This is a genomic window from Pseudovibrio sp. WM33 (assembly GCF_001623165.1).
Taxonomy (GTDB): Bacteria; Pseudomonadota; Alphaproteobacteria; order Rhizobiales; family Stappiaceae; genus Pseudovibrio.
On sequence record NZ_LMCK01000062.1, the window covers coordinates 15,506 to 38,840 of the forward strand.

At 51.1% G+C, this 23,335-nt stretch carries 19 protein-coding genes; 3 read left to right on the plus strand and 16 right to left on the minus strand.

Going from position 1 to position 23,335, the window contains the following annotated elements:
- Nucleotides 1-42: 42 nt before the first annotated feature.
- Nucleotides 43-1,473, plus strand: coding sequence for an amino acid permease (locus PsWM33_RS11310; RefSeq protein WP_063300286.1), 1,431 nt, complete (start codon nucleotides 43-45; stop codon nucleotides 1,471-1,473).
- Nucleotides 1,473-2,912 carry an APC family permease gene (locus PsWM33_RS11315; RefSeq protein ID WP_063300287.1) on the plus strand — a complete coding sequence of 480 codons (1,440 nt, stop codon included), beginning with the start codon at nucleotides 1,473-1,475 and terminating at the stop codon, nucleotides 2,910-2,912. The genes PsWM33_RS11310 and PsWM33_RS11315 overlap by 1 nt, the downstream gene beginning before the upstream one ends.
- A gap of 62 nt (nucleotides 2,913-2,974) precedes the next feature.
- Here the strand turns inward: PsWM33_RS11315 and PsWM33_RS11320 are convergent, their stop codons facing one another.
- From PsWM33_RS11320 to PsWM33_RS11330, 3 genes are all read right to left on the minus strand, one after another.
- Entirely contained in the window at nucleotides 2,975-3,652 is a 678-nt protein-coding gene (locus PsWM33_RS11320) for a carbonic anhydrase (RefSeq protein ID WP_063300288.1), read from the minus strand.
- Between the two features lie 185 nt (nucleotides 3,653-3,837).
- The gene (locus tag PsWM33_RS11325) at nucleotides 3,838-4,221 is read right to left on the minus strand and encodes a RidA family protein (RefSeq protein ID WP_063298654.1); all 384 of its coding nucleotides are present in this window, start codon (nucleotides 4,219-4,221) and stop codon (nucleotides 3,838-3,840) included.
- 109 nt (nucleotides 4,222-4,330) lie between these two features.
- The gene (locus PsWM33_RS11330; RefSeq protein WP_063300289.1) at nucleotides 4,331-4,522 is read right to left on the minus strand and encodes a hypothetical protein; all 192 of its coding nucleotides are present in this window, start codon (nucleotides 4,520-4,522) and stop codon (nucleotides 4,331-4,333) included.
- 532 nt (nucleotides 4,523-5,054) lie between these two features.
- On the opposite strand from PsWM33_RS11330, the gene PsWM33_RS11335 reads away from it, so the two are divergent.
- Nucleotides 5,055-6,137 carry a MaoC family dehydratase gene (locus PsWM33_RS11335; protein WP_063300290.1) on the plus strand — a complete coding sequence of 361 codons (1,083 nt, stop codon included), beginning with the start codon at nucleotides 5,055-5,057 and terminating at the stop codon, nucleotides 6,135-6,137.
- Between the two features lie 136 nt (nucleotides 6,138-6,273).
- Here PsWM33_RS11335 and PsWM33_RS11340 read toward each other — a convergent pair whose 3' ends face one another.
- The 13 genes from PsWM33_RS11340 to modA all read right to left on the minus strand — a co-directional run.
- Complete coding sequence (locus tag PsWM33_RS11340) at nucleotides 6,274-7,653, minus strand: methyl-accepting chemotaxis protein (protein WP_063300291.1); 1,380 nt, start codon at nucleotides 7,651-7,653, stop codon at nucleotides 6,274-6,276.
- A gap of 348 nt (nucleotides 7,654-8,001) precedes the next feature.
- Entirely contained in the window at nucleotides 8,002-9,648 is a 1,647-nt protein-coding gene (locus PsWM33_RS11345; protein WP_063300292.1) for a U32 family peptidase, read from the minus strand.
- A 331-nt stretch (nucleotides 9,649-9,979) separates the two neighbouring features.
- The gene (locus tag PsWM33_RS11350; protein WP_063291799.1) at nucleotides 9,980-10,912 is read right to left on the minus strand and encodes a LysR substrate-binding domain-containing protein; all 933 of its coding nucleotides are present in this window, start codon (nucleotides 10,910-10,912) and stop codon (nucleotides 9,980-9,982) included.
- A 346-nt stretch (nucleotides 10,913-11,258) separates the two neighbouring features.
- Nucleotides 11,259-12,443, minus strand: coding sequence for a citrate/2-methylcitrate synthase (locus PsWM33_RS11355; RefSeq protein ID WP_063300293.1), 1,185 nt, complete (start codon nucleotides 12,441-12,443; stop codon nucleotides 11,259-11,261).
- Between the two features lie 81 nt (nucleotides 12,444-12,524).
- Entirely contained in the window at nucleotides 12,525-13,538 is a 1,014-nt protein-coding gene (locus PsWM33_RS11360; protein WP_063300294.1) for a DctP family TRAP transporter solute-binding subunit, read from the minus strand.
- Nucleotides 13,539-13,690: 152 nt separating this feature from the next.
- On the minus strand, nucleotides 13,691-15,091 hold the full coding sequence (locus PsWM33_RS11365) for a TRAP transporter large permease (RefSeq protein WP_063300295.1): 1,401 nt from the start codon (nucleotides 15,089-15,091) through the stop codon (nucleotides 13,691-13,693).
- 5 nt (nucleotides 15,092-15,096) lie between these two features.
- Complete coding sequence (locus PsWM33_RS11370; RefSeq protein ID WP_063290431.1) at nucleotides 15,097-15,729, minus strand: TRAP transporter small permease; 633 nt, start codon at nucleotides 15,727-15,729, stop codon at nucleotides 15,097-15,099.
- A 121-nt stretch (nucleotides 15,730-15,850) separates the two neighbouring features.
- On the minus strand, nucleotides 15,851-16,852 hold the full coding sequence (locus PsWM33_RS11375; protein WP_063300296.1) for a DctP family TRAP transporter solute-binding subunit: 1,002 nt from the start codon (nucleotides 16,850-16,852) through the stop codon (nucleotides 15,851-15,853).
- A gap of 860 nt (nucleotides 16,853-17,712) precedes the next feature.
- Complete coding sequence (locus PsWM33_RS11380) at nucleotides 17,713-19,077, minus strand: sigma-54-dependent transcriptional regulator (RefSeq protein WP_063300297.1); 1,365 nt, start codon at nucleotides 19,075-19,077, stop codon at nucleotides 17,713-17,715.
- A 1-nt stretch (nucleotide 19,078) separates the two neighbouring features.
- Complete coding sequence (locus PsWM33_RS11385) at nucleotides 19,079-20,908, minus strand: sensor histidine kinase (RefSeq protein WP_063300298.1); 1,830 nt, start codon at nucleotides 20,906-20,908, stop codon at nucleotides 19,079-19,081.
- 93 nt (nucleotides 20,909-21,001) lie between these two features.
- Nucleotides 21,002-22,069: a molybdenum ABC transporter ATP-binding protein gene (modC, locus tag PsWM33_RS11390; RefSeq protein ID WP_063300299.1), complete on the minus strand. Its 1,068-nt coding sequence runs from the start codon at nucleotides 22,067-22,069 to the stop codon at nucleotides 21,002-21,004.
- Nucleotides 22,062-22,766, minus strand: a complete 705-nt coding sequence (gene modB / locus PsWM33_RS11395) for a molybdate ABC transporter permease subunit (RefSeq protein WP_063300300.1) — start codon at nucleotides 22,764-22,766, stop codon at nucleotides 22,062-22,064. The genes modC and modB overlap by 8 nt, the downstream gene beginning before the upstream one ends.
- The coding region (gene modA / locus PsWM33_RS11400) for a molybdate ABC transporter substrate-binding protein (RefSeq protein WP_208994525.1) at nucleotides 22,763-23,335 on the minus strand (573 nt) is incomplete at its 5' end. The genes modB and modA, both read right to left, overlap by 4 nt.

Sequence of the window (23,335 nt, forward strand, 5' to 3'; positions counted from 1 at the left end):
TCAATTTAAAGTTTAGAGCATCAAAGACTATGCCGGTGGCCCATGCAGCAGGAAAAACCGCCCAGCGCTGAACACAAAATCGCATTCATCCCTTTGGTGCTGATCACCACAGCACTATTTATGACTCTGCGAAACATGCCAATGATGGCAGAGACCGGTATGCAAATGGTCCTGCTCAACGCCATCACCGTGTTTGCTTTCCTCATTCCAACAGCATTAGTCTCAGCAGAACTTGCAACAGGCTGGCCGCAAAACGGTGTGTTCCATTGGGTCGAAGCAGCTTTCGGCACGCCCGTCGGCTTCGTGGCAGTGTTCCTGCAATGGATACAGTCCATCTTCGGCGTCACATCAATCGTCGCCTATGCCACAGCTACACTCACATATGCCTTTGATCCGGAGCTGGGCTCAAATCGCTACTACATCACCTTCTCGGTGCTCGCCCTCTATTGGGCTGCAACACTGATCAATTTCAGAGGAACCGAAACCTCGGAGAAGATCTCAGGTTACGCTGTCTCCATCGGTGTCTTCTTTCCCTCAGCCCTGCTGATCCTTTTTGGCATCTACTATCTGTTCTCTGGCGAAACCATTGCACTCGACACCTCAGCAACACTATCAAACTGGGTTCCATCACTCTCCGACACCACCAGCCTCGTCTTCTTCATGAGCTTCGTGTTCGGCTTTGTCGGTATCGAAGTCTCCGCCTGCCATGCAAACGAAGTAGAAAACCCGCAAAAGAACTATCCGCGTGCAATTTTCACAGCAGCGATCGCAGGCTTTGTTATCACCCTTGCGGGTGGACTTGCCGTCTCACTCATCCTCGAAAAAGGCAATATCTCCAACATCAACGGCGCCCTTCAGGCTTTCTCCGCTTATCTGAACGCCTATGGCCTCTCCATTCTGACACCCTTCATCGCACTGCTGGTCGCAGTCGGGGCTGCCGGTCAGGTCAGCACCTGGATAGTTGGTCCGGTAAAAGGCATGTGGGCAGCCAGCAGAAAAGGACTGCTGCCAGCACACTTTGCTAAAGCCAACAAAAACAACGTCCCTGCAGCACTTCTGATCCTGCAGGCATCTCTCATTTCATTCATTGCCCTGAGCTTCATCCTCTTCGAGAACGTCAATCTGGTGTTCCTCGTCCTCACCTCAACAGCAGTACTGCTTTACTCACTGATGTACCTGCTGATGTTCGTAGCAGCCATTCGCCTGCGTTACACTCATCCGCATATCCCGCGCCCTTACAGAGTGCCCGGCGGCAATTGGGGCATCTGGCTGCTCGGTATCATCGGCATGTTGACAGCCATAAGCTGCTTTGCAATTGGTTTCATTCCCCCACCATCCCTGCCATTCTCAATAAAGAGCTTTGAAGGCCTCATGGTTGTGGCTGTTATTCTCGCCCTGCTGGTTCCACTCAGCATATGGTTCCTGCGCCGCAAGAAAATCTCGAACGCCTCGAAAAGTAGAGGACAAGAGTGATGGGCAAAACACCACGCAATCAGCCAAAGCACCACATAACCCTTTGGCACTTGGTGTTTATGACCACAGCTCTCTTCATGACGATGCTGAATATGCCACTCATGGCACAAACCGGCATGAAGATCCTGTTCTTCAACACAGCAGTGATCCTCTGCTACATCCTGCCTGTAGCCCTCATTTCAGCAGAATTGGCAACAGGTTGGCCCAAACATGGTGTTTACACTTGGGTGCAGGAAGCTTTCGGCGCTCCCTTCGGGTTCATGGCAGTCTTCCTACAGTGGTTTCAGGCCATTTTCGCCATGGTCGCAACCGTTGCTTACACTACCGCAGCCCTCGCGTTTGTGTTTGATCGCCCTCTTGATGAAAACCCATGGCTTATGTTCACAGGTGTTATCATCATCTACTGGGGCGCAACCTTCGCAAATTTCAAAGGCACAAGAATTACAAAACGCATTGCCAGCGTCTGCCTGCTGGCAGGAACTATCTTCCCATCTCTCTCCATGATTACATTGGGCCTGCTCTACGTCTCTGGCCCTGCTCAACCCGCTATTGATGTCAGCCTCACCACCGCCAATATCATCCCCTCCCTCTCTCAAACCTCAACCTTGTTCCTCTTCCTTAGCTTCCTCTTCGGCTTCATCGGTATGGAAGTTTCAGCGGGCCACGCGACAGAAGTTCAGAACGTTCGACGCACCTATCCAATCGCAATCCTCATCGCAGCACTGATTGGCTTTTCAATTTCTCTTCTGGGCGGTTTGACGATTGCCATGATCATTCCGGTCACGGAGATCTCAAACACGCTTGGGGTCCTGCAAACCTTCACAATACTGCTGGATCACTATGGCGTGCCGAACATCTTACCCGTTGCAGCCATGTTCATCGCTGTTGGCGCTGCCGGGCAAGTTAGCACTTGGATTGCAGGACCAGTGAAAAGCCTCGCAGTCGCAGGCCGCGATGGCATGCTACCCAAATTCCTGCATGGCTCAAACACTCACGATATGCCAGTGCCACTCATGTTGGTGCAGGCCACCATCGCCACACTCATAGCAACCGCTTTCCTGCTTCACGTAAAGACCAACGAGGTGTTCTTGTACCTCACCTCAACAGCGGTGCTGCTTTACTCCGTCATGTACTTAATGCTCTACAGCACCGCAATCCGGCTGCGCTACAAACACCCCAATGTTCCGCGGACCTATAAGGTCCCGTTCGGCAACTGGGGCATCTGGGTGTTGGGCAGCATCGGCTTCAGTATCTCACTCATCGCATTCATCATCGGCTTCAGGCCTCCAGACGAACCCGACTTTCCGGCAACAACTTATCTGGCAATCATTATCCCCGGCGTGTTCCTCACACTCAGTATTCCGTTCATTCTCTGGAAGGTCCGCCGCCCCAATTGGAAAGCCCGCAAACAAGCAAAAAAGCCGCGCCCTACACCATAGAACGCGACTCTCCAAAACTCTATCGAACCAACACTTTGATTGGTTCTCTGCCCTACAGAGGCTTAATCCTCAGCTTCCTGCTCTTTCAACTGCGCACGCAAATCCTGCGCATCTTCAAAGATCTCAGTTTCTTTATTCATAACCCGCAAAGCCCCGGAGCCGATATCAAACCATGCACCATGGATGTCCAGGTTTCCCTGTGTGACAAGCTTTTCAATAAACGGGAACGTCATAAGGTTCTTCAAGCTCTGGCGAATACCAGCATATTCCAGTGCAAGTTGCGGATCTTCGTGTTTATCAACGGGAGTACAAGCCAGCGTAATCGCAGCCGGTTCCAACATCTTGATCCACGGTCCAACAAACTGACCAGTCTTGCTGAGTTTGCCATTACTTTCGCGGAAAGCCTGAACACCACCACACTTGCAATGGCCCAACACAACAAGATGCTTCACCTTTAGGCCAGTCACCGCATACTCGAGCGCTGCACTGGTACCGTGCGTACCACCGCCCTGAATAAACGGAGGCACAAGGTTCGCCACGTTGCGAACCACAAACAGCTCACCCGGCTGCGCATGGAAGATACCTTCAGGAGTAACCCGGCTATCACAGCAGGAAATCACCATTACTTCAGGTTCTTGACCATAGATCGCGAGGTTTTGATATTCCTCTTCAAACTGGCGATAAATCCGCTCTTTATAAAGGCCGTATCCAGTCAGCAGTTCTTTCGGAAAATCAGTCATGCGTCGCCATCTCGTTAGTGTCGATATTGTCGATATTGTCGATATTGTCGATATTGTCGATATTGTCTGCGTATATAGCTAAGGCAAACGATCTTTCAACTGGCGAAAAGACCAGAAACTTAAAAGTCTCTTCACGTACATCTCCACAATGTACATTGTCAGTCTCACGAAAGCGAAAAGCCAGATTAGCTTCTTCGAGCCATGACTTCTATTTCGACCTTCATTTCTTCTTTAATGAGAGCGCAAATAACCATCGTCGCGGCAGGACGGATCTCACCAAAATACTCACCAAGCACGGCAAAAACCGCCTCAACGTTACTCCGGTCAGTCACATAATAGCGCGCACGAACCACATCCGTGAGCGAACATCCTGCTTCGCCAAGCGCGCCTTTGATCGTTTCCAGCGCATTAACGGCTTGTGCGCCCACATCCTCTGGCATTTGCATCGTCGAATAATCATATCCGGTCGTGCCAGAAACATGGACGAAGTCGCCATCTACAACTGCACGAGAATATCCAGCGGTCTTTTCAAAGGGTGATCCTGAAGAAATTAAAGTTCTCTCCGACATAACAACCTCCCTCGACTACAACTCAACATACTGCGGCAGAACCATCAGCAGGATTCACTATTTGCAGGATACAACCGGGACAGTTCAGATCAATTGAGAAATTGGCACCTTATTCCTGACGACTTGATGAGAAAAAGCAGCTCAGCCCAAGTGCAGTCCATAAAGCGATGCCAATCCAGTACATCAGTGGGTCTACAGTTCTGTAGATGACATCATAAAGAAGCGTGTATCCCGCATAGAGATCCCAAGCGACCCACGCCAGCAAAACAACACCTATAATCCGCCAGAAAAAGCTCACCATGGGCGAAAACCTCCTACCACTCATAGTAACGCTTTGATCTTGAAGAAAAACCTACGGTTTTAGGGGGCCAAACAGTGAACAACACAGCACAGTCACTAAAAGTGAATCAGGCGAGATTTGCTAACATTTTTACCGACTCGCTTGCACAATCCTACAGCTTCAACGCTAGGATGTAGGTTTAGCTAAAAACAGGACACAATTACCTAGCCACAAACTACATTTAATTTGCTCATTTCTACTGATTCTGAGATATAAAGGATCTCAAACAGACAGAAAGCTTGCTTGTTTCTCTTGAGTATTTTTGTCGATCATCTGGAGCACGGATTGCGAAAATCGTCACGTTATCCGTCAACTTATTGAAATTGTTTACACAAACAAGTCAATTGGACAACCAAAGAAAAAATAGAGGCATGAGAAAAAAGATCAAAAGCGACATATACTATGCGAAGTGTCAACCTTCTAAGGTGTTGCTTGATAACTAAAAATACTTCTTATTCAATGCCTGCCGTGTTGTTGTTGGGGGACTACATACATGACGTTAACTGCGGTTAAGACAAAAACGTCTTGCGGTAACTTTTTTGAAGATTTTCACGTGGGCCAGGTCATAAGACACGGAACACCAAAGACAATAAACGAAGGAGATACAGCTCTTTATACTGCATTATACGGATCTCGATTTGCGGTACAGTCGGGAACTGCTTTTGCAGAAACCATTGGATACCCGTATTACCCGTTGGACGACCTTCTAGTCTTCCACGTGGTCTTCGGTAAAACAGTGGGAGATATCTCACTGAATGCCGTCGCAAACCTGGGGTATTCCGACTGCCGGTTCCTGATGTCTGTCTATGCCGGAGATACAGTCTCCGCCACGTCAGAAGTCATCGGGCTGAAAGAAAATTCAAACGGAAAAACCGGCGTTGTTTACGTGCGCTCTACTGGCTATCGCCACAAAGAGCCAGGGAATCCTGAGAAGGTTCTGGAATACACCCGCTGGGTTATGGTGAAGAAGCGTGATGAAACCGCAGCTGCGCCAGAAGTTACCCTGCCGGATCTTCCAGATGGAATTTCTGAGGACTGTCTGGGACAAGCCGTTCCAGAACTTTCCATAGACGATTGGGACTTTGACCTGTCTGGTTCACCATTCCGCTTCGATGATTATGAAGTGGGTGAAAAGATCGACCATGTCGACGGTATGACCGTGGAAGAAGCTGAACACCAGCTCGCAACGCGTCTTTACCAGAACACTGCGAAAGTCCACTTCAATCATCACAGCGAGAAAAACAGCCGCTTTGGCAAACGCCTGATCTATGGCGGCCATGTCATCTCGCTTGCACGTGCTTTGTCTTTCAATGGACTAGGCAATGCTTTCCATATCACGGGCATCAACGCAGGACGACACGTTGCACCACTCTTTGCAGGTGACACCGTTTACGCGTGGTCTGAGGTTTTGGACAAAAAACGGGTTGAAGGAAGAAGCGATATCGCAGCATTACGCCTGCGCCTCGTCGCAACAAAAGATCTTATTTGCGGAGATTTCCCATACAAGAATGAAGAAGGGAAATACGAAGAGGGCGTAATCCTTGATCTGGATTACTGGGTCGTCATCCCGGTTTGATCTTCAACGTATCCTTGAGGAGCCAAGGTCTCTCAAGGATGCGACAAAACGATAGAAATAAAACAACACAAAAAGAAAGCCCGGTGCACCATATGCCCGGGCTTTTCTTATCTTCATTCGGCTCGAAGAATGCACCTCATCGCTTCGCCAACAACTCATCCAAATAGCGCAGTACCTCGACTGAAGCGTCTTCCATGCGCTTGTAGGCGGCATCTGCGCCTGCATGGTCTGCTATTCCTAGGAGGCGTGCGCATTCCTTGCCTTGTTCGTGAACTTCAGCATGAACAGGCAACAGTTTCTTAAACGCCAGACTATCGCGCACATGAGCATCATCCACTTTGTCATACCACTTGCCAAGACGGCACTGATGATGATCTGAAAGCTCACTCACCTGCAAATGACTGAGGCCAACTGACATTTCGGCAAGGTGCTTCTTCCAGATTATGTGATCAGCCTTAGCACGATGCAGAATAAAGTTCGGTACGCCTCGCTTATCAAACTCAGTAAACTGCTCTTCCACGATGGATTCAGATTGAGCAACCGTCTGGATCACATGTTCAATCCGCTCATTCACATCGCGTGCATGCCCTGCAATTGCATGGACACCGCGATTGATTTCGCTGGTTGCCTCTTCCTGTTGCGTCAGTTGGCGTGCAATTTCACGCATCTGCGTGCTCGCAACACCTACATCGCGCAGCACTTCAGAGATCAAACTCTCGGCATTCTGTGAGTTATCAATACTCTTGCTGACCAGAGATTGCGCATCATTCACAGCTGAGTTCACATCGTTCACGTGAGCCTGCAAGGTCTCAATCCGGCAACGAATATCATCTGTTGCCTGCTGTGTTTGACCGGAAAGGTCCTTTACCTCGGAAGCCACAACAGCAAAACCCTTGCCTGCCTCACCAGCACGCGCGGCTTCAATCGTCGCGTTCAGTGCCAACAGATTTGTTTGCTTGGCCAGTCCTTCAATCGTACCAACAAAGGTCCCAATCTGAACAGCGGCAGCGGTCAACTCATTTGCAGCAGCAGTCATACTTTCAAAGAACCGACCAATATGCTGGCTGGCATCTGCAGATTCTCGAGTTGCTGTTTCTCCCTGCTGCATGGCTTCATTTGCAGATTCCACCGCATCCGCAGCTCCTTGAGCGCTAGAGGCAATTTCAGAGAAGGAAACGTTTAGCTCTTCAACACCGGTCGCAATTGTCTGCGCGCCTTCATCCGTTTTGCGAATATGCCATGTGATTTGGGAGATCGCTGCCATCGATTCACTGGCTTGCAGGGAGTACTCTACCGTTTGGCCAAGGGTGCGCTCATCCTGATCATCAAGCTTCTGCTTTAGTGCTTCAAAGCGCTCGTAAAGATCTGCTGAAACACCTTCCACTTCGGGAAGTGGACGATCTTCCATCAAAGCCGACAGAAGTGCATCAATTCCTTCACGATTGATGCCGCCCACATCTGTCTGATGTGATCCCTCAGCCTTAGGTGCGCTCTTCAACATTTCGGACCAGTTCATCTTGAATTACCTTCCAAACTGCACATTCAGTGCAGATAATTCCCTAACCGCCAATCTCTCACCACCACAACCCAGCCAAGTCAGTAGAGGAAAAATAAGTAAGATCAGCGTATTTACGTACCCCACAACAAGTCATTCAAGACAACAAGTGCAACTATCCCAACGTCAAACTTATGAGCTTGAAAGACTCATGCTTAAAACATACATTAATTATTACTAATAATAGCTTACTAGCCTAATAAATATGGTTTTGGCTTTGAAATTCAGTATGTTCTCATAAGGGCCAGACAGAATAAAAGCCCCGACCTTTCGGACCGGGGCTTTGAGTACATCAATCTAACTAAGCTATCAGCTCACTTCGTGCTTCAACGCATTCCGCGCCAGCATCACACCCTGCTTTTTAGTCTTCAGAATCTCGCGAGCCTTCTCAAACTTCGGATCTTCCCAGAAGATCATGCAACCGTTACAGCCACGACCACAACAACCTTCCAAGCCAAGACGAGGAGATTTTGGTTTACGATCCTGACTTCCCTCAGCGATCGCATCAATCAATCGACCACGCTGCCTCTCATACTTGTTCTGCTGCGCATTCGTCGCTTCACCGCGCGCTTCAATACGCTCTGCAGTCCGATCCAGCTTCAGGCGACTCCACTGCTCTGGTGTCAACGGACGCTCTTTACGCACCACAGTGTTTACCGGGAAGCGATCTTTAAAGTCCGCTGCATCGTCTTTATCAAACAGGGAGAACGGGATACGCACCAATGGCTGCTTGCCAGCGTGTACTTCCTGCGTAATCTCACCAGACTTCGCATTTTCAAACTCATAGATACGCAGCAAGACGCTGTCGTCGGACAGAGGCTGCAGAAACTCCAGCACTTCCCCGGCAACAATCTTGTTCTTCACTTTCATGTAGAACGCTTCGTCAGTCACCTTCTCAACAATACCAGCGAATTCCCACTCACCAATTGAATGTGTGTCTTCATAGTTATGGGCATAGTTGTTCAAACGGCCTTCATGGAACGCAGTGGTGTAGCCACGATTGGCAACACTATACATCTCATCCATGTACTTCTGCGGGTTCCAGTTCTCAGGGTCACAATAGTAATCATCAATCGCCATGCGGTAGGCACGTGCAACAACCGCAACGTAGTACATGGACTTGCCACGCCCTTCGATCTTCAGAGAATCCACGCCAATACGCAGGAAGTCATTCAGCTTCGGCATCAGACACAGGTCTTTGGAGTTCAGAATGTAAGAACCGCGACCATCTTCCAGAATTGGCATCAACTCGCCAGGGCGGCATCCCTCTTCCAGCAAGAACTCAAACATGTCCATGTTGTCTTCGTTCAGCTCAAGCTCGTTGATCGTGCCGTCTTTCATGCGCATGCGCACTTTGTAGTTCCAGCGACAGGAGTTTGCGCAGTTCCCTTGGTTCGCGCCACGCTCCGCCATAAAGTTGGAAAGCAGGCAGCGACCAGAATAGGTCATGCACATCGCACCATGAACAAATGCTTCCAGACGAATGTCCGGGCACTTCTCACGAATTTCAGAAAGCTCAGGAAAGGACACTTCACGCGCCAACACAACCAGGTCAGCGCCCTGCTCTTTCCAGAAATCAACCGAAAGCCACGAGCAAACGTTCGCCTGCGTGGAAATATGCAGCGGCACATTTGGCAGCTCTTTACGCATAAACTGGAACACACCCGGATCAGCAATGATCAACCCATCCGGATTAATATCGCGAATAGTCTCGGCATATTCCTTCAGTTTAGGAACGTCTTTGTTATGAGAAAACAAGTTCAGCGTCAGATAAACACGCTTGCCATGCTTATGCGCAAATTCAATCCCTTCAACAACCTGCTCAAGCGTAAACTCTGCCTTCGTACGCAGGGACATATCTGGCGTACCAAGGTAGATCGCATCTGCTCCATAAAGCACAGCAATCTTTAGCTTCTGAAGGTTGCCCGCAGGCATCAGGAGTTCTGAAGTTCTCATAGTGGCGACCAAATTCTCTGGTGATTTCTAAAGCTCTGTTGTCAAGCTATTGACCAGCGCCTCGGCAGTGTCTTTGGGAAACAGCAAAAGGGCGCGTATTTAGGGGTGCTTCTAAGGGATTTCATCAAGGATGAACAGAACAATTTTGTCTCACCCAGTTTGATGGGCTACAGCAATTCCATCGCTCAGCAGCACACCACTCCAATAAATCCGTATAACTATGCTTACAAAGAAATGGGCGGATACCTAAGTACCCACCCAAATCATAAGAACACTCATGTAAGCTGACGGTTAATTGCCCCCGCCGTCAGCTACAAACAGCAACACTCGCTTAATCGACGAGCGCAGCCACTGGTTCATAAGCTTCTTCATCTACGAAATCGTAGCGCAACTGATTTTCAAACCAATCACGGAAGCTGCGAATTTTGGGCTCAGCTCCACGCTTCTCACGCCACATCAGCTTATGTTCACGACCATCCCGCTGATATTCAGGGAAGATCGGCACAAGGCGTCCGGCGGTTTCAGCTTCGGCACTCAGCAGATTGGACTCTAGAACAATGCCGAACCCCTTTTCGGCAGCGTCAAGAGAAAGAGCCGCATTCTCAAACACCATCATCTCGTTGACGATCGGGTTTGGAACACCAGCTTCAGACAGCCATGTCTCCCAGGAAACCGTGGCACCTTCACTGCGAATAATCGGCAGCTTCAGCAACTCATTCGGCTTTTTCGGGTAGCCAAGATTATCCAGCAGTTCAGGTGAAATCAGCGGACGAAACTTCTCGCGTCCTAAAGAGATCTCCTGAAACTCTTCTGGAGTATTGGACTGGCGCGTAAAGACAAGGTCATAAAGCCCGCCTTCAATATTCTGATCAGAGCCACTGCTGGAAACAGTCACCGTGATCTCTGAATTATGCGCAGTAAACGAACGAAGGCGGCGCAACAGCCAATTGCTGGCAAAGCTTGAAGAACAATGGATACTCAAGGTATCTCTGTTCCCGACGGCCTCAATAGTGCGCGTCGCAGTTGAGATTCTGTCAAATGCCTCGGCAATCTCCGAGGCATATCGATAGGCCGCTGCAGTCGGGAAAACCGCTCTGGAACGGCGCTCAAACAGCTCCAATCCCAGGTGATCTTCCAGCGCTTTGAGCCGGTGACTGACCGCACTAGCCGTAATTGCTAGCTTTTGGGCCGCCGAAACCAAACTCCCAGTTTCCATAACTGCACGAAACGCGACCAAAGCATTCAAAGGGGGCAAACGATTCATGAAATGCCTTATTCTTGATAGAGTGAGAGATACAACCAATATTCCGATTAATGATGTAGACGTAACATAGCGCCTCCCCAATTTGAACACCCTCAAATCAACTAGGTCACGTCAAAAATTATGTAAAAGAGCACATTTCCACAATAGATAACACCACACATGAACTACTCAATTATTGATAATCTAAGGAATACTTTCAGATAATCAGACAAAATAATCGATATAAATTTCATTACAGAGAAAGAACATAACATTATTAATTTTACGCTAGGATATCATAGAATAGCCCCTAGATACACGCCTAGGTTAAAGATCAAAAAAATTAACTATTCAACTGACGCCTGCTTTAGGTCGGACGAATACCAACATATGCAGCGCGCGGACGTATTTGTTCTTGCATTTGATACTGTTCGAGCGTTTGAGCAATCCAGCCGCTAATTCTTGAAATACAAAACAAAATTCCTGCAGAATTTTTTGGTAAGCTCAAAATCTGCTCCAAAAGTGCTAGTGGAAAATCCACATTCATGTGCTTTCCGAAAAGCTCACGAGATCTTTCCAGCAACGGTGGAATCAGTTCAACAAGCGGGTGATCCAGCTCACTTTGCATGAGTTTGTCTAATAGAAATTCGCCCCTTGGATCAGGCCCACCGTATACGGAATGCCCAAGTCCCGGCAGATATTCTCCGTTCATACATCGCTCTTGCAACACGTTCTCTATATCGTCAACTACATGAATGTGCTTCAGCCAACTCAGCACACGCTCTGCGTTTGTTCCATGTCTGGGCCCCATAAACGCCCCAAGTCCGGAAACAAGAACAGCATGCAGCGGCGCCCGAGTCGAAGCAGCACATCTCACCGCATATGCGCTGGTGTTGAGCTCATGGTCCGCACACAAAACAAGCGTCGCACGGATCAGATCGATGGCCTTTTCATTCTTCACACCCCATGCCTGCGCAATCTGTCTGTGCATCGGCTCAGTGCTCGGCGCTTGCATCAGCAAAGCACTCGCTGCAAGGCGAATGAGGCTCGCCCCTTTCCGCTTGAGCAGCTCCTGAGACAGCGTGTAGGCCGCGCTGTCTTGTTCCGGCCAGGAACAGAGCGCCACAATCGCGCGCTCAACTGGTCGGCGGTGCCCGTTCACCACCTCGACGGCATCTGGAGCAGGTTGAGCAAATGGATCATTCTCACAATCCCACAACAGCGTAGCTACACTCTCAAGCGTCCCAGCTTTTGCGAGTTCCAATGCAGACTGACCACGATAATAATGCCCTTCATCTGTCAAAAGCGTTAGCTTGGTCTCAAGCACGCCCTTGGCAGCAGCACTACGCGATTGCCCTTCTCGCTCCTCAGGACCTTCTCCAGCCCGGCGACTTCTCAGGAAGCGAATGTCTGATGCATCATAAAGCCGCGTCCGCCCCGGCCCCTGAACAGAACGGATCAGCCCACGGCTCACATAAGCGTAGAGCGTGGCTGGGCGTACGCCCAACTCATTGGCAGCTTCTTTGGCAGAAAGATAAATAACTTCAGACATCGCACACCTATCACATGATCAACATTGATCATACGAAATAGACGTACTCACACAATAGCTTTCAGACCGATTAAAAGTCCATCAGTTGTTCTTGGTCACATTAGCTGCTTCTGCGGCATCAATCAGATCCTTGCCGATCTCATCTTCAAACTCGCCCCATACAGGCCGCATCACATCCGACCATTGTTGCCGCTGTTCTGGCGTCAGCTCACGGACGGTGTAACCCGCATCAACAATCCGCTGCCGGTTCTCTTCGCTCGTCTTTGCAGCTTGCCCGTTGGCCTTTACCAGCGTTTCTCGGAAGATAGTCAAAAACTGCTCCCGCAAATCAGGCTCCAGGCTTTCCAACCACTCCTTAGGCGCAAACACAACATAAGCCAGCAGCTGATGGTTGGTCTCAGTAATCCCGTCCTGAACCTCAAAGAAACGCGAGGTGAAGATATTGGACCAGCTGTTCTCCTGCCCATCGACAACTCCCAACTGCAAAGCCCCGTAAACCTCTTTGAACGCAAGCTTCTGCGCACTCGCCCCCATCGCCTCAATCATCGCAACTGCCACATCAGAGTTTTGTACCCGAAACTTCAGCCCTGCCCCGTCAGAAGGCACAAGCAGCGGCTTATCAGCAGAAAAGTGCTTTAATCCATCAAAGAGGTACCCAAGCCCAACAACCCCAAAATCAGACATGACACCGAGCAATTCCTGTCCTTTTTCACTGGCAGTAAATCGCTGCACCGCGTCCATATCCTCAAACAGGAAAGGCAGGTCAAAAAGCCGGTACTTGTTGGTGTAGACTTCCAGTTTTGAAAGAGAGGGCGCAGCCAACTGCACATCACCCAGTATCAGGGCTTCCATCACTTTCTCATCATCATAAAGCTGGGAAAAGGGAAACACCTGCATACATGCCCGATCATTCATCTCGGTGTTCACCCGCTCTACCAGCATGCGCGCAAAATCCCCTTTGGGATGCCCTCTCGGTGGCACAACATGGCTGAACTTGATGACGACTTCACCAAGCTTACAGTCAATCTGGGCAAATGCAGGTGCGGCAAAGACAATGCCCAGAGCGAGAATTACGGCAGTAAATGCTCTCCTCATCAGCTCCTCACGGCAACATTAAAGTACCCACCTATTATCGCAGTTTACCCCCAAAATCCGCCTAAGCTATTGCGGCGCATTTGCCTCGAATAAGCAGCAACAAAAAAGCCGGAGCAAATGCCCCGGCCTTTCAAAACATATCTTGGTGCCAGCTACCTGACGATAACCTCTGGCCCCATCATATAGGTCGGCAGCGCCGTGGAGAGCCATGGCAAGTACGTGACCAATACGAGGAACACCAGCAGAACCATCACAAACGGTGCAGCGGCACGCACCACCTGCACCAGACTCATACCCGTTATGCCCGAGGTCACAAACAGATTGAGCCCGATAGGCGGTGTGATCATGCCAATCTCCATGTTCACCACCATGATGATACCCAGGTGAATTGGATCAACACCCAGCTCCACAGCAATCGGGAACACCACAGGTGCCACAATCAACAGCAGACCGGATGGTTCCATGAACTGACCACCAATCAGCAAGATAATATTGACGGCAATCAGGAAGGTGAACCAGTTGAAACCCGCACCTAACATCCAGTCGGTAATGACCTGCGGGATACGCTCAGCAGTGAGTGTGTGAGCAAAGAGCAGCGCATTCACGATGATGAACATCAACATAATCGTGGTCTTACTACTCTCAACCAGCACCTTGCGGGTATCCCGGTGGAAGAAGGCAGGGAAGAAGTAAAGAACACTCAATCCAATGTTACGGACAATTGCCTCAAGCAGTCCTTCACCAGACTTACGCCATTTCTTGTCCTTCAGCGGCCCCATGTCACGATAGATGAACAGAGCAATTAGGCACGCATACACAGCTGCCACAGCCGCAGCTTCTGTTGGTGTAAACACACCTGCATAAATACCGCCAAGGATGATCACAATCAGGAACATACCAAACGCAGCTTCAGCAAACGTGGACCACAGCACCCTGAAGCTTGGGAACGGTTGCGCAGGCAGGTTTTTCTTGCGGGCGATAATGTAGATCGTCACCATCAGCATCAGACCAGCAACAATGCCCGGGATGACACCCGCCAGGAACATGCGCCCAACAGAAACGTTGGTTGCAGCCGCATAAACAACCATCACGATGGAAGGCGGGATTAGAATTCCCAGCGTACCAGCATTGGCGATGATGCCTGCAGCAAATTCCTTGGAGTAACCAGCCTGACGCATCGCAGCAATCGCGATGGTACCAATCGCAACCACAGTCGCTGGAGACGAACCAGAAAGCGCAGCAAAGATCATACAGGCCAGCACGCCAGCCATAGCCAGACCACCACGCACCCAGCCAACAGTTGCCACAGCAAAGTTCACAATACGGCGGGCAACGCCGCCAGTAGACATGAAGCTGGAAGCCAGAATGAAGAACGGGATCGCAAGCAGTGTAAAGTTCTGCGACGCATTGAACATCTGAATGGTTACAGAACTCATGGAGTCATGAGAGAACAGTGCGATGTAGAGAACGGAAGACAAACCAAGCGCAATCGCGATTGGTGCCCCGATAAGAAGCAGCCCAAAGAGCAGCAAAAAGAGAACAGCGGTTTCCATTGGGCTTAGTCCTTCAGCACGTCTTTGTTTTCTTCAACGAGCTCTTCAGCTTCGTGCGCGGCAATCATCGTGTCGCGTTGGCCAGTCAGAATGAACCAGCACATTTGCAGCGACCGGAAAGCCAGAAGGGCAAGACCGATTGGCAAGATGACATAGCCCCACCACCGTGGAACACGCTCTTTCACGCCAAACATCTCCTGATACCACTCAGGAAACTTCAGATCTTCCATGCCGATTGGAAGCTTGTAGTACTTGGCGACGTAATCAAACGCACCGCCGGAAGACCCGCGGTTATCAAGCCCAAGCAACCAGCCAAACCAGTCTGCATCAAACAGCAGTGCCGCATACAGCAGCGTCACCAGCGCACCAATCAGCCCGAAGGTGCGGAAGACCGGTTTCGGAAACAGGCGGATGAAAGCATCAACGCCAAGGTGCGAGCCAATTTTCAGGCCATAGCTCATGCCGAAAAGAATAAGCCATGCAAACAGCACGCGGGTGAACTGTAGCGCGCCACCCCAACCCGAGTTAAAGCCGTACCGCATGACGACCTGCCAGAAGGTGACCAGCGTCATCACCGCAAGGATGGTGGCGATAAAGCCTTCTTCGAAAGCATCTATTATTTTATTTAGTCGAGACAAAGCGCCCTCCCCCAACAGCACTCTCATTTCTCAGTGTGTTGCGGCACCGAAAAAGAAACCATTGTGGTTTTTCAGGGTCTGCCCGACCAATAGCCGGACAGACCTATCAAGATGTATTGGATTAGTTGTTTGCTGCGACGGCAGCGTCGATCACATCCTGACCGATGTCATCAGCAAACTTGCCCCATACAGGCTTCATCACGTCAACCCACTGCTGACGCTGCTCAGGTGTCAGCGTGCGAACCTCTACACCAGCTTCGATGATCTTCTGCTTGTTAGCTTCGTTGATAGCGGAAGAGCGAGCGTTCGCATCGTTGGTCACTTCGGTGAAGATAGTGATGAACTGGTCGCGAACTTCTGGATCGAGGCTATCAAGCCATTCCTGAGAGGTCACAGCAAGGTAAGACAGCAGCTGGTGGCTTGTTTCTGTGATACCGTCCTGAACTTCAAAGAACTTCTTGGTGTAGATGTTGGACCAGGTGTTTTCCTGACCATCAACAACGCCGGTCTGCAGTGCGCCGTATACTTCTTTAAACGCAAGCTTCTGTGCGTTTGCTTCCATTGCTTCAATCATCGCAACAGCAACATCAGAGGTCTGAACGCGGAACTTCAGGCCAGCCGCATCAGCAGGTGTCAGCAAAGGCTTGTTTGCTGAGAAGTGCTTGATACCGTTGTAAACGTAGCCGAGGCCAACAAAGCCGATGTCTGACATCGCGCCCAGCAGTTCCTGACCTTTTTCCCCTTGCGTAAAGTTGTTCACTGCATCCATGTCGGAGAACAGGAACGGAAGGTCAAACACACGGTACTTGAGTGTGTAAGCTTCGAATTTAGCAAGAGAAGGCGCAGCGATCTGAACGTCGCCGAGCAGCAGAGCTTCCATCACTTTGTCATCATCAAACAGCTGGGAACTTGGGAAAACCTGCATACAGGCTTTGCCATTCATCTCAGTGTTGATGCGCTCTGCCAATGCAGTCGCAAAGTCACCCTTTGGGTGGCCGGTCGCAGACACAACGTGACTGAACTTAATAACAACTTCACCCGGATCACACGCTTCAGCAGCAACAGCTTGAGTAGCGGTGAACATGCCAGCTGCAACTGTGGCAGCAGTAACCAATTTCTTCATAGTATCCTCCCAGATGGAACGGAGCGAAGCTCCTCGCGATACTAAAAGCAATCTACGTGCCAGTTGTAATACCAATAGTATTTTCAGCTACTTACGGATATATACCTAATTATTCAAATTGCATTTGTTACGAATAAGTAACATTGACTACTCAAAAATGTGTCGAATTCGACACATAAAATAACAAGCACATCGTACTTGAGATAAACCTAACTAACTCACAATATTCACAAAGGCAGATATATCTAATAAATTAACAGCATCAAGATGAGATAATTTATAGATGACACATTTATATTTATAAACCGCCATGCATACCAACCATAGAAATGGATTAGCATGTCAAATACTTCATCTCTTTCAGTACTTTTAACCAATTCATCATCTGAAGCTCTAACATTTGTTTCCAGCAAGGTAACAGGCTCTAGCAGTACAGGTTCTATTTCTCTCCCCAAAACGGTTACACGAGGTACCTATGGAGGTCTTGGAGTTCCAGCCTCCGACACTCCTTACACCGTAGAATGGGTTTACTCACCTGATGGCGGGGCTACACACCTGTCTTTCACCACAAAACTCAACGGGGAAGACGGCATAATCATTATTCCTAATGAGAGTGGCCCCTTAGCAGGGTCCTGGCAACTTGGCGAGCATCCAGAACGTCTCGGAAATGGCTGGTTGGTGCGTTATTACTACAATGTAGTCTAACTAATTGAAGGTTCAGATACTACTTCATGCCTGAACTGGCAGCTGCGCCAGTTCAGGTTCTCCGCAAATCTGCAGAAGTGATAAGCCGACACTGAAAACAGCCTTATTAGCTCAGGTTTCGCACCCTCAGAGCACCTTATGATGAACGACACACTTCAAACTTCATCACCTTTCCCAAGCCCGTATTTCTTCATCTTCTCATAAAGTGCCTTGCGGGAGACTGACAGCGCTTCGTATGTCGGCTTGATCTTGCCGTCATTCTTCTCAAGCTCGGCAGCAATAATATCGCGTTCATAGGTACTTACGCGCTCAGCCAGAGTACCGCTCTGCGGGTCCGAAACGGTAGCCGTCGCGCCAGCTGCCTTTGGCTGACCTTCCAACCCCAGCACAAACCGGTCTGCCACGTTACGCAGTTCGCGCACATTGCCCGGCCACTCCCGCTGCATCAGTTCACCGAGAAACTCTCGCGAAATCTCCGGCACTTCTTTCCGATAGCGCGCCCGCGCACCCCGCGTCAGATAGTGGAACAGCACCGGAATATCTTCCAAGCGTTCCCGCAGAGGCGGAATAGCCAGTGTAATCACGTTAAGGCGATAAAACAGATCCTTCCGGAACCGCCCTTCGTTGGAGGCCGCCTCCAGATCTTCCTTGGTTGCAGCCACAAAGCGCAGATCCAGCGGAATAGACTTGTTTGACCCGAGCCGCTCAATCGTTCGCGTCTCGAACACCCGCAGCAGCTTTACCTGCAAGTCCAGTGGCATGGACTCAATCTCATCCAGAAACACCGTCCCGCCATGCGCATGCTCCAGCTTGCCAATCCGCAGGCCACTCGCACCAGTGAAGGCGCCTTTCTCGTGCCCAAACAATTCACTCTCGATGATATCAGCAGGCAGGGCGCCACAGTTCAGCGCCACAAATGGCCCGTCTTTGCGCAGGCCTTCCTCATGCAAAGCACGCGCGACGACTTCTTTACCAGAACCAGTCTCACCCAGAATAAGCACATCCGCATCCGTGCCAGACAGCGCGGTAATCGTACTCCTCAGCTCTTCCATGGACGGGGACTTACCAACAATGCGCTCTTCCAGACCAGAAAGCTTGCCCAGCTCCTCACGCAACACACGGTTTTCCAGCGTCAAACGGCGCTTTTCCAGCCCGCGCTCAACAACGGCAACCAGCCCGCTAACCGGAAACGGCTTCTCTTTAAAATCATAGGCCCCGGCCCGCATGGCTTCCACAGCCAGCGGCACGTCACCATGGCCCGTAATCAGCACCACAGGCAAAGCACTATCGATCTCAAAAGCAGCTTTCATCAGATCAAAGCCACCCATCTTGGGCATACGGATATCGCTGACCAGAACACCATAGAACTCATGCGTGATGTGCTCCAACGCTTCTTCAGCGCGAGAAAACGACACCACGTGATAGTCGGCCAGTTCCAGCCCTTCCACCAGCGCTTCACGCATATCTTCGTCGTCATCGACCAGAAGAATGGTGGCTTTATCGATTGCCCATACGTCCATACTAAACTTCTTCTTCCTCAAGATCGCCGGAAGTCTCCGAGGCATCCTTCAGCACAATCACAAAACATGCACCACCAAGCTCAGATTGCTCATAGCGCAGCTGCCCTTCCAGATCCTCGATTATCTTATAGGCAATGGAAAGGCCAAGCCCCAATCCTTCACCCACATCCTTTGTAGTGAAGAACGGGTCGAAAATGCTCGCAACAACATCCTCTGGCACACCGGGGCCGTTGTCCTCAAAGCGGATAATCACTTGCTGCTCATGGTGAGAAACTGAAATCCGGATGCACGGCTCGGTCTCCACCTTCATGGCATCCAGCGCATTGCTCATCAGGTTCATCAGCACCTGCGCAAGCCGAACCTGCCCAGCCAGAACCTCGATAGACTTGTCGTCCTGCACCACCTCAGTGTGCACGCCCATCTGTTTGCAACGGGGACCCGTCAGCATCAGCACCTCGCCAACAACGGCAGAAACCTTCACCGGAGTAAGATCACGCCCCGCTTTACGGGTGAACCCTTTCAGGATTTGGCTGATCGCCGCCATGCGCTCCACCATAGCAACAATCTTGCCAAGGCTCTTCAACGCCCGGTCTGACTTACCCGTCTCAATCAACACCTGCGCATTTTCTGAGTGCGTGCGGATCGCGCCCAGTGGCTGGTTAAATTCGTGAGAAAGCGCAGCAGACATTTCGCCCAGTGTTGCCAGTTTGGCAGACTGCACCAGACTGGCCTGCGCCTGTTGCAAGCCTTTTTCTGCAGCCTCACGTTCTTTCACTTCCTGTGCCAGCAAAGCATTCATGGTGGAAAGCTCACGGGTACGTTCATGCACGCGCTCTTCCAACCGCGCTGCATAAACCTTGTCTTGCCGGATACGTTCCAGCAACCGTCGCCGCCGCTCGCCCGCCATCCAGAACAGACCACCACTCACAACACACAGCAGCAAAGCCACCAGCGCCGCCCAGATGGACTGTTGCCGAACCTGAGAGGTATCGGCAAACAACACCACCTTCCAGTTCAGCACAGGCAACTCCTGCTCAATCATCTGGAAGTTGGGTTTGTTGAAAGGCGGGCTTAATCGCACAAGCTGGAAATCCAGATCATACCAGCGCTGCTCAATCACACCATTGAGAGTGGCGGACACACGCCCACGTCGCGTTGTGCGCTGTGCAAACAACCGCTCCCCACGCCAACTGGATTGGTTGGTGGCAACCACAATACCGTTTTGATCAACAGCAACAAGGCGATCCTTTGAAAGCGCCCAGGATTGCTCAACCCCTTCAAGGCTCACACGAACCGCAATAAAGCCGTAGTCCTGCTCCCCCTGCCGAACCGGAGCGATAAACACATAGCTGGCTGGTCCGCCACTGCGGGAAAGAACCAGTTGCCGCCCAAGACGCCCCTGCCGCGCAGCTTGCAACGCATCCGCATAAGAGGACATGCCCTGTTCCGCCATACTGGCGTTGTCGATCAGGTTGGACGCAACAATCTGGCCGTCAGGCTTCTGGAACCAGACCTCCTGCGCGCCAGACATCCCTGCAATTACCTTGGCAACATTCTGCCCGCGCTCATGTTCATCATTGGCAAGGATCTGCACAATATCAGAACGCCGCGCCAACAACGGTGGCAGCAAGCGATATTTGTCGAGGTATTTCTCAAGCCCTGCCGCCTGCACAGACAGGGTCGCCTGCCCACGCGTTTGCAAGTCTGCCAGATAAAACTGGCTGCTCAACTGCATCGCGACCCAGGCAACCACGAGCGCAAATATAGCAAACGTCACCAGTGCAACACTGGAGACCCGCTGCCATCGCTCAGATCTGCTTGTCCTGTTCACGTCGCTTGTCCGATTTAACTTAGAAACTAGCCGCAATGCCTCCCGAGGCATCACCAAATGCGCTTAATCACTTACGGTGTAACCCGTGTTCGATCACTGGTCTAGCGCAACACTTTTGATCAAAGCAAATACCTGTTGTCCGGCAGCCAACTGCAACTCGTGTACAGAATGGCGCGTCAAACGAGCACGCAAATGCTGCTCTCCAACCCGGCAATCCACCTCAGCGTACGGCCCGGAGGTCTCCGTAATGCCTTCAATCACAACGCAAATCACGTTCCGGACAGAAGCTTCCTCAGGCGCTTTGCGCGCAAGAGCAACGTCCTTGGCCTTGATACGAATGCGCGCATCCTGCCCGATATTTCCCAGCAGACCCGGAAGCTGCAATGTCTGCCCTTCCAAATCAAACTCAGTGATCTGCCACTGCTCATCATAGTGGTTCAGCTTGGCAAACAGCAGAGAGCCAGCATCCGGCCCGCTCGCCAGTTGCGGCAGTTCCAAATTGCTCAGCATCTGCGCAATCGGCCCATGCGCCACCACGGACCCAGAATCCAGCAGCACCAGCGTATCCGCCAGCTGCTCAATCTCACCAAGGCTATGGCTCACATACAGCATCGGAATGCCGAACTCGTTCTTCAGCTTAAGAAGATACGGCAGGATCTCAGCTTTGCGGGAAGCATCCAGTGACGCCAGCGGCTCATCCAGCACAAGAAGCTGCGGATTAGAAAGCAACGCCCGCCCAATCGCCACACGTTGCTTTTCACCGCCGGAAAGCCCATGAGGCCGCCGCTTCAGCAAATGGGCTATACCCAGCAACTCCGCAATCTCACCCAGACCAACGGCAGACTTACGCCCCGCCGCCCACTGGCTGTAAAGCAGATTCCGCTCCACATTCATATGCGGAAACAAGCGGGAATCCTGAAACACCATGCCCACACCGCGCTGCTGGATTGGCACACTGATGGAAGCCGCTCGGTCAAACACAACCCGCTCGCCCAGCGCAATGCGTCCGCTATCTGGAGCCGACAGCCCTGCAATCATACGGATCAGCGAGGATTTACCAGCGCCAGACTTACCAAAAATCGCCGTGATCCCGCTGTTCACCGCAAATTTGGCGGAAAGCGAGAAGTCACCCAACCGGCTGGAAACATCAACCTCAATCATGCTGCCCTCCCAACTTGCGGGACAGGCGACGCGAGATCACCTCAGAGAACACCAGAGCACCAATGGAAACCACAATCGCAATCACCGTCAGGCGGATTGCTCCCGCATCACCGGAAAGGCTTTGCATCTCCGTATAAAGCGCCAGCGACAGCGTCCGTGTCTCTCCGGGAATGTTGGAAACAAACGTAATCGTCGCTCCAAACTCACCCATCGCCTTGGCAAACCCAAGGATCGCGCCACTCAGGATACCCGGCAGCGCCAATGGCAGCGTAATCAGCAAAAAGGTTCTGATGTGCGACGTCCCCAGCGAATGCGCAGCTTCTTCCAACTGCCCATCGGACAACTCAAAGGAAAGCTTTACAGGACGAATGATCAGCGGAAACGCCATAATCCCCGCAGCCAGCGCAGCCCCTGTCCAGCGGAAGGCAAACACAATGCCGAACACATCAGCAAAGAAGCTGCCCAACATGCCCTGCCGTCCAAACAGCACCAGCAGCACATAACCGGTCACCACAGGCGGCAGCACAATCGGCAAATGCACCAAGGCATTCACCAGCGTATAACCGGGAAACTTCCAGCGGGCGAGAGCATAGCCGAGCAGTATCGCAGGCGGCAGCGCAATCGCAATTGCGAGGCTCGCAACCTGCAGCGACAGCTGGATAGCCGCCCATTCTGCATCCGTCAGATAAAAGCTCAATCGCCGCTCACTTTGAAACCATGAGCCTGAAAGATCTTGCGCCCCTCAGCACTCTTCAAAAATTCAATAAACCCTTCGCTAGCCTTGGAATGGCCAGAGGTCAAGGCACCCGGAATAACAATAGCACGATGACTGTCCTGCGGAATTTCCGCAAGCACCCGCACACCTTGTTCCACTTTTGCGTCAGAAGAATAGACCAGCGCCATTGGCACTTCCCCCCGCGTAGCGGCTGCCAGAGCAATACGCACGTTCTCCATTGGAGCCACCCGATGCACCACACTCTCCCACAAACCGAGATTGCTCAGAGCTTCTTTGCCATAGCGCCCCGCTGGCACAGTCTCCGGTTCGCCCATGGCCAGACGCCCATCCGCCAATGCAGCTTGCAATGCCTCTGCATTCAGTTCAACAGCCTCAGCGCCCAGCGCCTCAGAGCCAACCAAAACAAGCCCGTTGGAGGCCAGCTCCACCACACTGTCATCCACCAGCACACCATTCTTCACAGCATACGCCATCCACGCATCATCTGCCGTTACCAGCACATCAGCAGGCGCACCAGCCACAACATGGCG

What these genes read in the sequence shown, in the direction of transcription:
- PsWM33_RS11310 (WP_063300286.1), top strand. Translation starts at nt 43, where the DNA reads ATGCAGCAGGAAAAACCGCCCAGCGCTGAACACAAAATCGCATTCATC.
- PsWM33_RS11315 (WP_063300287.1), top strand. Translation starts at nt 1,473, where the DNA reads ATGGGCAAAACACCACGCAATCAGCCAAAGCACCACATAACCCTTTGG.
- PsWM33_RS11320 (WP_063300288.1), bottom strand. Translation starts at nt 3,652, where the DNA reads ATGACTGATTTTCCGAAAGAACTGCTGACTGGATACGGCCTTTATAAA.
- PsWM33_RS11325 (WP_063298654.1), bottom strand. Translation starts at nt 4,221, where the DNA reads ATGTCGGAGAGAACTTTAATTTCTTCAGGATCACCCTTTGAAAAGACC.
- PsWM33_RS11330 (WP_063300289.1), bottom strand. Translation starts at nt 4,522, where the DNA reads ATGGTGAGCTTTTTCTGGCGGATTATAGGTGTTGTTTTGCTGGCGTGG.
- PsWM33_RS11335 (WP_063300290.1), top strand. Translation starts at nt 5,055, where the DNA reads ATGACGTTAACTGCGGTTAAGACAAAAACGTCTTGCGGTAACTTTTTT.
- PsWM33_RS11340 (WP_063300291.1), bottom strand. Translation starts at nt 7,653, where the DNA reads ATGAACTGGTCCGAAATGTTGAAGAGCGCACCTAAGGCTGAGGGATCA.
- PsWM33_RS11345 (WP_063300292.1), bottom strand. Translation starts at nt 9,648, where the DNA reads ATGAGAACTTCAGAACTCCTGATGCCTGCGGGCAACCTTCAGAAGCTA.
- PsWM33_RS11350 (WP_063291799.1), bottom strand. Translation starts at nt 10,912, where the DNA reads ATGAATCGTTTGCCCCCTTTGAATGCTTTGGTCGCGTTTCGTGCAGTT.
- PsWM33_RS11355 (WP_063300293.1), bottom strand. Translation starts at nt 12,443, where the DNA reads ATGTCTGAAGTTATTTATCTTTCTGCCAAAGAAGCTGCCAATGAGTTG.
- PsWM33_RS11360 (WP_063300294.1), bottom strand. Translation starts at nt 13,538, where the DNA reads ATGAGGAGAGCATTTACTGCCGTAATTCTCGCTCTGGGCATTGTCTTT.
- PsWM33_RS11365 (WP_063300295.1), bottom strand. Translation starts at nt 15,091, where the DNA reads ATGGAAACCGCTGTTCTCTTTTTGCTGCTCTTTGGGCTGCTTCTTATC.
- PsWM33_RS11375 (WP_063300296.1), bottom strand. Translation starts at nt 16,852, where the DNA reads ATGAAGAAATTGGTTACTGCTGCCACAGTTGCAGCTGGCATGTTCACC.
- PsWM33_RS11380 (WP_063300297.1), bottom strand. Translation starts at nt 19,077, where the DNA reads ATGGACGTATGGGCAATCGATAAAGCCACCATTCTTCTGGTCGATGAC.
- modC (WP_063300299.1), bottom strand. Translation starts at nt 22,069, where the DNA reads ATGATTGAGGTTGATGTTTCCAGCCGGTTGGGTGACTTCTCGCTTTCC.